The 11,811-nt window shown below is 56.9% G+C and carries 7 protein-coding genes and 1 pseudogene; 4 read left to right on the plus strand and 4 right to left on the minus strand.

Translation table 11 applies throughout. The features are described from left to right. Positions 1-12 precede the first annotated feature (12 nt). Both Mal65_RS02570 and Mal65_RS02575 read left to right on the plus strand, forming a co-directional pair. Positions 13-3,171 (plus strand): error-prone DNA polymerase, encoded by a 3,159-nt coding sequence (locus tag Mal65_RS02570; protein ID WP_145293382.1) that lies wholly within the window; start codon positions 13-15, stop codon positions 3,169-3,171. A 174-nt stretch (positions 3,172-3,345) separates the two neighbouring features. Beyond that, positions 3,346-4,842, plus strand: a complete 1,497-nt coding sequence (locus Mal65_RS02575) for a DUF1080 domain-containing protein (protein ID WP_145293384.1) — start codon at positions 3,346-3,348, stop codon at positions 4,840-4,842. Between the two features lie 260 nt (positions 4,843-5,102). On the opposite strand, the gene Mal65_RS02580 is transcribed toward Mal65_RS02575, so the two are convergent. The 4 genes from Mal65_RS02580 to Mal65_RS02595 all read right to left on the minus strand — a co-directional run bounded on the left by Mal65_RS02580 (position 5,103) and on the right by Mal65_RS02595 (position 9,906). Next, positions 5,103-5,846 (minus strand): hypothetical protein, encoded by a 744-nt coding sequence (locus tag Mal65_RS02580; RefSeq protein ID WP_145293386.1) that lies wholly within the window; start codon positions 5,844-5,846, stop codon positions 5,103-5,105. A 61-nt stretch (positions 5,847-5,907) separates the two neighbouring features. Next, on the minus strand, positions 5,908-6,801 hold the full coding sequence (locus Mal65_RS02585; RefSeq protein ID WP_145293388.1) for a DUF1559 family PulG-like putative transporter: 894 nt from the start codon (positions 6,799-6,801) through the stop codon (positions 5,908-5,910). Further along, complete coding sequence (locus Mal65_RS02590) at positions 6,785-8,548, minus strand: hypothetical protein (protein ID WP_165701017.1); 1,764 nt, start codon at positions 8,546-8,548, stop codon at positions 6,785-6,787. Before Mal65_RS02590 ends, Mal65_RS02585 begins: the two co-directional genes overlap by 17 nt. Before the next feature lie 329 nt (positions 8,549-8,877). Further along, positions 8,878-9,906, minus strand: a complete 1,029-nt coding sequence (locus tag Mal65_RS02595; protein ID WP_145293392.1) for a sulfotransferase family protein — start codon at positions 9,904-9,906, stop codon at positions 8,878-8,880. A 467-nt stretch (positions 9,907-10,373) separates the two neighbouring features. Here Mal65_RS02595 and Mal65_RS02605 point away from each other — a divergent pair, with 467 nt between their 5' ends. After that, on the plus strand, positions 10,374-11,183 hold the full coding sequence (locus Mal65_RS02605; protein WP_145293396.1) for a hypothetical protein: 810 nt from the start codon (positions 10,374-10,376) through the stop codon (positions 11,181-11,183). 312 nt (positions 11,184-11,495) lie between these two features. Continuing rightward, positions 11,496-11,630: pseudogene (locus Mal65_RS27415) on the plus strand (IS5/IS1182 family transposase); the annotation flags it as partial. Positions 11,631-11,811: the final 181 nt, after the last annotated feature.

Below are 11,811 nucleotides of genomic sequence, written 5' to 3' on the forward strand. Positions count from 1 at the left end.
TTCGTCGTTTCCATGTCGTACGTCGAACTGCACTGTCGCAGCAATTTTTCTTTCCTGCGGGCTGCATCCCATCCCGACGAATTGGTCCAACAGGCTGCGGAACTGGGGTACGCGGGGATCGCGATCACCGATCGTCATTCGATTGCCGGTGTCGTCCGCGGCTTTGCACCGGCAAGCGAATTGGGGATTCAGTACATCGTCGGCGCGGAATTGCATCCGGTCGATGCCCCGTCCATGGTGGTTTGGCCGACCGACCGGGCGGCCTATGGTCGATTGTGCCGTCTGTTGTCACGCGGACGAATGCGATGCGAAAAAGGCCAATGTACGCTTCATTGGTCGGACATCGTCGAACTGAACGATGGTTTGTTGGCCGGCGTGTTGCCCGATGATCCGTCATCCGTGTGGGACGACGAAGCCGGCTCCGGTGAAAGCGCTGGTAACCGATCGGGGATGACGCCACAAGCGATGGCCCGTCTGGGACGATTCATCCGGACCCACTTTCGCGACGTGTTTGGTGACCGCGGCTACTTGATGGCCGAACTGCACCAGGGCGTCGACGATGACTTGCGGTTACAAACGTTGGCCGATTTGGCATTGCGCTATGACGTTCCCTTGGTGGCATCGGGTGGTGTGGCCTATCACACGCCCGATCGCATGTTGATGCATGACTGTGTCACGGCCATTCGGCTGGGGAAGACCATCGCCGAAATCCATGCGGATCGATACGCCAACAGCCAACGACATTTAAAGTCGCTGGCCCGAATCCGACACCTTTACCGTGAACAACCGCGGGCGGTCAGTCGAACGTTGGAAATCGCACAGCGTTGCCAGTTTCGCTTGAGCGAATTGCGTTACGAGTATCCCGAGGAAATCGCACCGTCCGGGATGACGATGATCGAGCACCTGAAGCGGTTGACTTGGGAAGGCGCCAAGCAACGATGGCCCGGTGGCGTGCCCGACAATGTGCTGGCGTCGCTGAAGCACGAAATCCAATTGATCGAAGAACTGAAATACGAAGCCTATTTTTTGACCGTTTGGGACATGGTGCGTTTCGCCCGCAGTCGGGGCATTCTGTGTCAGGGTCGCGGTTCGGCGGCCAACAGTTCGGTGTGCTATTGCCTGGGCATTACGGCGGTTGATCCCGGCCAAGGGGAACTGCTGTTCGAACGGTTCATTTCACGTGAACGGAACGAAGCCCCCGACATCGACGTCGATTTTGAACATCAACGTCGCGAGGAAGTGCTGCAGTACTTGTACGAAAAATATGGTCGCGATCGCGCGGGGATGACCGCCACGGTGACAACGTATCGCGGCAAAAGTGCGATTCGCGAAGTCGGTAAAGCCTTGGGGGCATCGGCCGACGCCATCGACACGTTGGCCAAGTTGGCCGGCAGTTATGACCGGAATCCTGATTTACCCGATCGGTGTCGCCAGTCGGGGATTGACCCCGATTCGGAACTCGGGCGGCGTTGGATTCATCTGGTGATGACGCTGATCGGATTCCCCCGGCATCTGTCGCAACACGTCGGCGGGATGGTGATGACGGCGGGAAACCTGTGCGAATTGTGTGTGATCGAAAACGCGGCGATGCCGGGCCGGACGGTCATCCAGTGGGACAAAGACGACTTGGATGAACTGGGCATTTTGAAAGTGGATGTGCTTTCACTGGGAATGCTTTCGGCCATTCGGCGGGCGTTTGAATTGGTTCATCAGCATCACGGTCGTGATTGGAATCTGGCCAATCTGCCACCGGACGATCCGGCGACGTATGACATGATTTGTCGCGCCGATACGGTCGGTGTTTTTCAAATCGAAAGTCGGGCACAAATGAGCATGCTGCCGCGGCTGAAACCCAAGTGTTATTACGACTTGGTCATCGAAGTGGCGATCGTGCGTCCGGGGCCGATCCAAGGCAATATGGTGCACCCGTTCTTGCAGGCTCGTGAAAATCCCGATGCGGTGGTCTATCCCAACGATGCGATCCGGAAAGTATTGGAAAAGACCCTGGGGGTTCCGATCTTTCAAGAACAGGCGATGAAGTTGGCCGTCGTTGCGGCGGGATTCACGCCCGGCGAAGCCGACCAGTTGCGGCGGGCCATGGCGGCGTGGCGTCGTCCGGGAATCATCGACAAGTTTCGAATCAAGTTGCTGCAAGGCATGACCGCCAATGGTTTGACCGGTGATTTTGCCGAACAAGTGTTTCGCCAAATCCGTGGCTTCGGCGAATACGGATTTCCCGAATCACACGCGGCCAGTTTTGCACTGTTGGTGTATGCATCGGCGTACTTGAAGTGTCATTACCCCGCCGCTTTTTGTGCGGCCCTGTTGAACAGCCAACCGATGGGATTTTACGCGCCCGCGCAATTGATCGCTGATGCGCGAAATCATGGTGTCACCGTGCGACCGCCCGATGTGAATCACAGCCAGATCGACGCGACGTTGGAAGACGCCGGGCAGACGGTGCGATTGGGCCTGCGTTCGGTTCGCGGCTTGGCGATCGATCATGCCGAACGTTTGATCCAGCGGCGTCCAAGAACCGGGTATCGGTCGATGGCCGATCTGACCCGCCAAGCCGGCGTCGGGCAAGCGGTCATCACTCGCTTGGCCGATGCCGATGCGTTGCAATCCATCTGTGGGGATCGTCGCGCGGCACTTTGGCAATCGCTTGCCCAAGAACAACGACCCGATGCCACACCGCTGTTCGCATCGGCTGATGACGATGAAGCGGTCCCCGAATCGGTGACACCGATGGGCGACCTGCAGGAAGTCTATGCCGATTATGAGGCGACGGGTCTGAGTTTAAAGGGACACCCGATCGCGTTCGTCCGACGTGAACTGGATGCCCAACGTTGTGTTCGCAGTTGTGACCTGCCCCGATTGCGTGACGGGCGTCACGTCCGAGTGGCCGGTTTGGTATTGATGCGCCAGCGACCGGCGACCGCCAAAGGGATCACCTTTGTCACGATCGAAGACGAAACGGGACCGATAAACTTGGTGATGTTTGCCGATGTATGGAAACGTGAGTTTCGCGTCGCCAAAGGCAGTAATGCATGGATGGTCGACGGCAAACTGGAAAACCGCCAAAACGTGATTCATGTCATCGTCGGCAATCTGACGGATCTGTCCGAAAAGGTCACCGGTTTGACCACCAAGTCACGTGACTTTCGCTGACCGCGTTGCCGCTGAAGTCTTAAGGCTATCAGGCCATGCATCGAAGGACATGTGTGCGACCGCTTGACGCACAAGGGCTTTGAAATGAACAGCGGCGAAGCTGGCGGTTATTCTTTGCCTGTGCCGTCGACCCTTGGGCGATCGCGTCAAGAATGACTCCACCGGAACAATCACGTGAACCTTCAACTTTCTTCGGTATTTCGACGTCCTCCGTTTCATGGGCAAGGGATTGCAGCGCTCACCGCGTGCGTCGTAGCGTTAGTCGCGGGCACGGCGTCGGCTGACGATTGGCAGGAATTGTTCGACGGCGTTTCGTTACAAGGATGGAAGGCCGCCGAAAATCCGCAGACTTGGCGGGTCGAAGACGATTGCCTGGTTGCTGATGGACCGCGGAGCCATTTGTTCTATGTCGGAAACGCCGGAAATCACGACTTTCAAAACTTCGAACTCATTGCAGAATATCGAACGCAAGTGGGGTGCAACTCCGGCGTCTTTTTTCATACCGCATTTCAACAGTCCGGATGGCCGAAGCGTGGGTACGAAGTCCAAATCAATGACACCTATGTGGCGAAGGGCAACTACCGCGAACTCAAGCGAACCGGCAGCCTGTACGGTGTTCGAAATGTCTACGATCGGTTTGCCGGCGACGGCGTCTGGAACAAATTGAGAATCAAGGTGGCGGGCCGACGTATTCGAGTTTGGGTGAATGATGTGCCAACGGTCGACTACGTCGAACCAGACGATGCCCCGCGAGCAGAGTCGCGTTCGAAACGAATTCTGTCACGGGGAACCGTGGCTTTGCAGGCCCACGATCCCGACAGCCGGATCGCCTTTCGCCGTGTCGCAATCCGCATGATTAGTGACAAGTCATCGGATGAAGCCACCACTGACCCGCGCGTTAGTGGGTATGGCGTGTCGTCCGAACAAATGGATCGATTGGCGTCACAGAATATTCCCGTGATTGACTATCACGTTCATTTGCGCGGTGGCATGACGGTGGACAAAGCCGTTCATCGGCGTTGTGCCACCGGCGTCAATGTGGGTGTGTTACGCAATCTTGGTGCGGGCTGGCCAATCGAAACTGACGAGCAACTCAAATCCTTTCTCGATTCCATCGGATCGAAGCCAGTGTTTGTGGGACTGCAGGTCAACGACCGCGATTGGATGGATCGTCATTCGCCGCAGTTACTCAAGCGGCTCGATTTCGTCTTGGCCGATACCATGATCATGCCCATGCCGACCGAGGACAGCCCACCGGTCAAACTGTGGATGCCTGAAGGTTATGACATCAAGGATCCGGATGCATGGATGGAACGCTACATGCTTCACAACCTAAAGGTTTTGTCCGAACCCGTGACGATCCTGGCCAATCCGACGTACCTGCCGCCACCAGTGGAACACCTGTACGACGCATTGTGGACCGATGAAAGGATGCGAACGATCATCGACGCGGCGATCGAGAACGAAGTGGCGCTGGAGATCAATGCCAGCAGCGGACTTCCCAGTGACCGGTTCATTCGACTTGCAAAGTCGATGGGGGCAAAATTCAGTTTCGGTACGAACAACTTTGATGATCAACCGATCGACATGGGACGCTTCGTCGAAGCGATCGAAAAGTTCGGTCTGACCAAAAATGACATGTACGTTGCCGATCAACCGGGCGACCATTGATCCAGCACCGTAAACGTTTGAGATTCGCGTTCTGTTACGGACGTTTCTCTTGTTTGGGGTCATGAATTGACGACAGCGATGGCGTCATTGACGCTCACTCGTCGAACCGGTTTCTTCATCGTGGCTAATAAGGTCGGGTATCCGATCACAAGCGTTGTCTTCGTCGCACCCACGGCTAGCGTCGCCGGTTCACCTGCGGCTAGCGTCTTCAGCTCAGATGCCACGATCCGACCCATGGATAGACAGTTCCCAGCATGCGGTCATTCGCTGGATGTTTTAAGGCTTCGGTAAAGCCAGCCGAAGCCGCCGACCATCGCTGCGCAGAACGCGATCCAATACCAAGGGAAACGTCGTGGCGTTGCCGCGACTTGCCCCACCGGTAACTCTTCCGCGTCAACGTGGACAGCGGACACGGTGGCCTTCAAGGGTGTCGTCGTCTGACCGGTCGTCGCCCAGATATCAATTTGTCCGGGTTTTCCGACCGGACCCGTGGCTCTGCACAGTTCCTTGGCCATCGCCCCGCCACTGCCACCGAAAAACGCGTACTGTCCGTCGCCCAGATGACGAATTTCCATCTCCGATGCACCCAATCGTGCCGGGAATTGTTGATAGGTTGACTCACCGTCGTGTTTGCTATTGACGAACATGATGATTTGACCGCCGGGCCGACGCACGTGGCCGATCGTGGTGATATTCGCGTCGTCGCCGAAATGAATGCGGAAAAGGATTCCCACACCGCCGCCCCTGGGCGGCGTGTCCGCTTGCAATAACGTGTAATTCAGACCGGCTGTAAAATTGCCGTCCACCTTGAACCGACTCTTGAAACCAGCTGTGTTCATCGGCTGGGCACCATCGCCGCCGCGATAGTTGGTTTGCCAACCACCGCGATCCAGTTGGAAATGTTCCAATGCCGGATTGTATCGACGCATCCATGCCGGATCACCGAAACTTCCGGGGCCAAATTGATGCGTCAGTTCCGTGGCATTGACGATTTGGTGAGGCATGATGATTGCCCCCAACCAAATACAGGCACTGATCGCCGGGAGGATGATGTTTGCTGATCGCCTATTCACTTGATTGCTCCGTTTCGCGACCGGCCGGACTTAGCAGTCCCCGCAACACCAACCAATCGATTTGTCGTGAGACAAGATCTGCTGCGCCGTCCAACCGTGCAAACACGGCGCCGCCCGGATGTGACGAACCCCAGTTGTGTTTGTATTCAATTTCGGGCTGATCGGGCTGGATCAGCACGCCGTCCCGCACCGTTCCACGGCTTCCGCCGGTAAAAATCGGCTCGTCCCAATACCAACTGGTCTCCGTTTGCACCAAAGGATCAAACGCCTTTTCACCGAAAGCGATGGTCTGACTCAAGCCGTCAATGATGTGCGCCGGGCGCAATGCTTCGGGATAATTCAGCATAATCATCGCATTCCCGGCATAATCGGTTTTCGCCCAAGCGCGATCGCCGGCATCGTATTCCCCGTTTTCATCATTGACCGGCGGCAGCGGTTCGCCTCGCGGCCGGCTGGGACAACGAAACAGCGGTCCCGCGTTTTCGACACGGATGCTTTGATGTGATTCCACTTGCTCCACCATGGGCAAAATCGCATAGGCCCAACTGCCGGTCTGCTTGGTGGGATGCGCAAACGGTATCCCAACGCCCCACCAAAACCGTTGATCGATCTGTCGATCGAAGGTTCCGACCCGGACCATTTCACCGTCGGTATTCTTGATGCGGCTTTCGCCATCGTCGCCACCGTTGCCCGGCAGGTATTTCATCCGGTCGATGTGCATTTGAATCCCCAATCCCAATTGTCGGGATTGGCTAAGGCATTGTGTGCGTCTGGCCGCCTCGCGTGCCGATTGCGTCGCCGGTGCCAGCAACGATATCAGAACGGTCACAATCGAAATCACCACCAACAATTCGATCAAGGTAAAACCACTACGGCGATACATCATGGCTCTTTTCCTTATGCTTCGGCACCGCGACAAGGAAGCGTCCTGCGGTGTCGCGCTGGCGAAAGGCTTCGGGGTGATTCTGGATCCACTCGGGGACCAGTGCATAGGTCTTGGTCCAGTGGCGGTCGTCGTGAAATGTCACAATGATATCCGGCTGCCACTGGTGAATTTCCTGTTGGACTGCATCAAGCGTTGGCATGTACAGTGGCCGGACCACATCCCGCTGCCGGTACGAACCCAGCAGTGAATAATAACGGTAAAAACATGCCATGATCCGCGGTTCCGATTCGTCCACCATGGCGGCGTCGATCGTGCTTTGCCAAGTCGAACGAGTGTCTCGGGCCGAATAGAAGGACTCATATTGACGGTGCCAGGTCAGCGAAGCGTACGCAACGCCCACTAAAACAAGCCCGGCACAGGCGATCCCTGCGGTGCGTATGTGACGCGACAGCCAGCCCTTCGATTCACAAGTAATGAAGTAAATTAGGGCGATGTCGACGCTTGCCAACGGCCAAAAGAACCATGCTTCGCCCGCGTCCCGGGCAATCGACTTCATCTCGACCCTGAACATCGTTGGCAACGCCGTCAGTCCCATGGCCACCGTCGCATGAAGGATGACGTCCATGCCGACCAAGACGGCCACCACGATGCCCAGGAATTGCCCCAGTCGCCCGCGATGCCATGCGACAGTGGCAAAGCATAATACGGTCGCGATCGCCGCCAGCGCGAAACCGAAGCGGACGCTGTGGTAGCGCATCGCCAGCATGTTCTGCGTGCCAAAAACCGTTTCAATCACGTTGGGCGTCATGATATAGACGCACGTTGATCCCAGCGTTAACCATGCCAGGAAAACCAGATAGCTTTGCTTCGGCTTTGACCACCAGTAATAGAGTCCGATCGGGATCGAAACGCAAACGCCGGTCATCGTCGCCAGCCATGTCGATGGACCGTCCTGTTCAGCCCAGGCCCAAGACAGCTTTCGGAAAATCTCCGCGTCGCCACCACGCATCAAGGTGCTGAAGCGATTTCCCGGCCTCATCGCATCCCATTGATCCGCCATCCCCAAGACTTTGAAACCTTTCGGAAACAGTGGTGTGCCTTCCAGCAGCCAGTTGCGACCGTACCAGACCCCCGCCAACAAAACGATCGCAGTCACGCAACACGTCAGCCAAGTCGCGGTCGATTTCCATCCGCCGGTCCGCAGTGCAAAGACGGCAACGACGCCGACGACCACCAACGCATATCCGATCGCGTAGTATTTGATCCCGAACAACAAACCGATGGACATCGCCGCCAGGTACGGTAACCGTTGTCGATCGTCGGCCAACCAACGCCATGCGAAACAAGCCGCGGAAGCAAGCAAGGTGGCGACGGCCAGGTCGTTCTCTTGGCTGATCAACTGTCGACTGACCACCGAAGTGGCCGACACTGAAACACAGGCCGCCAATCGCATCACGGCGGGGACTCGTGCGTCGATCAAGGCTTCGTTGACCACACACAGCAGCAACAAAGCGACAAAAAGATTGGTCAATCCGGCAAAGAAATCCCCGCTGTAACCGGCGACCCAAAAATAGGTGACCAATTCGTTGTTGCCCGGAACATACCAGAACGCACAACGTTGATTGAATAAGTCGGCGGTCTGGATCCAGTGATCTACGATGGGCAAGTGATAGGCCAATGAATCCCAGTCGACCGGATACCTGGAAACGCCATACATCAACACGTGGGCGATCATTGATGAAACCATCAACGCCGATCCCAACCGCACGGCCCTGTGACGACCGGACTTGCTGAATATTCGCATGCCCGTCGGCCGCCCATTGCGCGTCGGCGGGAACCACCGTCGAAAAGCGACACCGATCACAGCCAACGAAAGCTGAAACACCCAAGGGTGAAACATTCCCAAAAAGCCCCAAAACGATGCCACCAAGACCACGCACGACCAGACCACCACCAACGTCGCGGCGAACCGAGACGTCAGTCTGTCGGGAACTTGCAACGCGGCAAATCGGTGACTGCCGGACACCAACAGCCCGACCGACACCGCCCAAAGCACCGTCCAAAATAGATCCCAAACTACGACGAACATGCCTGCGATACTGATCGATTGAGCAGCGCTGAACGATTGAAGATGCCTCGGCCGTCTCTCAAGCGGTAAGCCATTTCGGAACACCACACAGCCGGCGGCAGACCAATCAACGAACGAGCCAGTGAAGCATTGGCGGCAATCAGGTCGGTCACCGAACACCCACCGCCGTTGGTCGCTACACGATCGTATCCGATTCGATCCATGGTTTGTCCGCAAACACGCTCCACCGGCTCGGCGATGGCGGCACGATTTCGCCGCCAAGCGGACACCCGGGCAAGGTCGGGCGGATTCAATGCCGTCTGCTTCCAGGCCCGTTCGCGTTCGGGAAAGCAAGAGGCATCGTGGACGCTAGGCCGCTGAAGCGTCGAAAGAATCGATTCGTCCGCCGACAAACCCAAGAATGTCAGTGCATCGGCAAGTTCCTGTTCGGGACGCGTGACCAACCGTTCGAAACGCACCCAGCAAATACGTCGTGGCCAACGTTCGGCCGCGTCCAACAAGCGACGCTGTGTTCGGTCCCAAAGCAATGCCGCACCTCGCACGCTGGTGCGCAGCCACGGAACGCCCGTCAGGCTTAACGCCACATCCCGTGGATCACGCACGACGAATATCCAACGGCTATCGGGAAAGACTTCATCGATCCAGTCCAGACGGTACGAGTACTCAGGCGTCTTGTCGCCCAACAAACATTGCTGCTGCGGCGCGTGCCCCACATCGGTCGTCGACACGCGGTTCCGATCGATTCCGTGACTTGGATAAAGTCGGTGCAAGTAGGCATAGATCTCATCAACTCGGCGATCGCCACGCAGCATGTCGGCGGGAAAGGCGACCGAACAATCCGATTCAATCCGGCGAAGCGTCTTTCGTCGGACCCATCGGGGGCAACCGTGATATAAGAAAAACAGCTTCAGCTCCGGAGGCACCCATGCATGCGGGTGTCGGTTCAACAACACCTGCAGGAAAGTGGTTCCGGATCGCGGGCAACCGACGACGAAGAATGGAAACTGGCTGGACATCTGGGAAAAAGGTACGCGGGATTCTTCGCCCAGCAAGTTAAAAGAAATCCGACTCCGGTCGGTCTTCACCGAAACGCCCGTCTTTTTTTCCAAACGCCCGGTCCTTTTCCAGCCGCCTTGCTGAGCAAGACCTCCTTGACCGCATCGTGACCGATCCTAGCGACCCGGACCGAGTGCATCATACGCCAACCGTGTGACGCTGAATCGACGGACACGTGTCAGCGGCAAACCAAGGTTTTTTTGACCGCCTCCCCCGGTTGGTGTACAGTCACCGGCTTCCAATTCAGGCAACCGATTCACCGTCTGTCGCGTTGGCAGGGGTGCAGGGGTGCAGGGGTGCAGGGGTGCAGGGGTGCAGGGGTGCAGGGGTGCAGGGGTGCAGGGGTGCAGGGGTGCAGGGGTGCAGGGGTGCAGGGGTGCAGGGGTGCAGGGGTGCAGGGGTGCAGGGGTGCAGGGGTGCAGGGGTGATGCAAAAACTAGAGCCACAAGCGGGGCAGCTGGCTAAAATCGACCGACTGGCCATTCAATTGGCCGAGAGCGACGATTTGGCGGAAGTCGCGGAGATCCGAGACAAGTGCGCGTTTCTTCAGGACATGGCGAGAACCGTGTTCAGAAACCTAGACGCCCAGAACCGCGCCGCGGCCAGCAAGCTGCGAGCCGAGCGGAAGGCCGGCAAGATGCTTGCCGCGATGCGACTTCGTGGGGGCGACCGCCGATCAAGTGGTCACGGCGACCGTTTGAAATTGCAGGATCTAGGGATTTCTCATAACGATTCCAAACGCTGGCAAAAACGCGCTTCCATCCCGGATGAATGGTTCGAAGCCTATTTGGCGACCGCGGAGAAGCTCGGTGAAGAGATCTCGGCGAGCGGTTTGGAACGAACGGCCAGAAAAGCCGAAAGGGCGGCCCGGTCCGAGGAGGGTTCGTCCGTGTCGGCCAACGATGGTTGTGCGAGGGGCGCCAAAGATGGCCCCGCAAATGAAAATACCAACCGCCCCGATGATCGATCTGAAGTAGAAAACCCTGCCCGCGGCGAGGAAGTTTCGGAGCCAGGCCCCAGCGGCGTCGTGCTCCGCGGGCACGCGGATGAATTACTCGGCAATGCAAAGGGGCACTGCGACACCCTGGCTCGTCTGGTTTCTCCGTTGGCACAAGACCCGGACGCAGAATTGTTACCCGCCACGCGGCGAGGGCTGGTCCGTTATGTCGACGAATTGCAGCGGACTCTCAACGAATTGATGAACCTATCCGAATCAAAAAATGAACGCGGATCATAACGGGATGCTGTTGGTGTTTCCTATCGATCCAGCCTGGCATTGGGCAGCAGCCAGGTTATGAAAAGCGAAGGGAAGCGAGCGACGCGGAATTGACGCAGGAAAGAAGCCACTTATCGAAAGCGTCACATCGCGGTCGATACACTGGCTCTGTTGCTGGTTGCTATCGAGTATGCTGCTGGCTTTCAAGATTACGACAGGCCGCACTCTGTTCTTCATCGATTCAAGGACGAATGCCGGCGTCTCAAGGTGGTGTGTGCAGGCAGTGTTTGTGGTCGATGCGGAATACTCGATCTGGGGAAATCCACTTGCCAAGTGTTGCTTCAGACCGTACTCCGCACAGTGAATGTGAAAGGATTTGTTCTGTTGCCGTAACGGTGGATCGTCGGACAAGCCTTCATTTGGATAACTCGGCATGGACGTCTTTCGATAGATTATGAACGCCTGACATAAACGTCGGGAGCGGTCATGTATTGAGATGATCGACTTGTGCGTCGACGCATCGCTGGCCGAAAACTGGTCTTTCAGAGCATTCTTTGCTGATACAGATGGAAGGATCAGCAAACACGACAACCAACATTCCCACAACAAAGATGTTTGCGTATTGAAGGGATATGGAGTACGTTCCCGG

It is taken from the genome of Crateriforma conspicua, from assembly GCF_007752935.1.
In the GTDB taxonomy this organism is placed as follows: Bacteria; Planctomycetota; Planctomycetia; order Pirellulales; family Pirellulaceae; genus Crateriforma; species Crateriforma conspicua.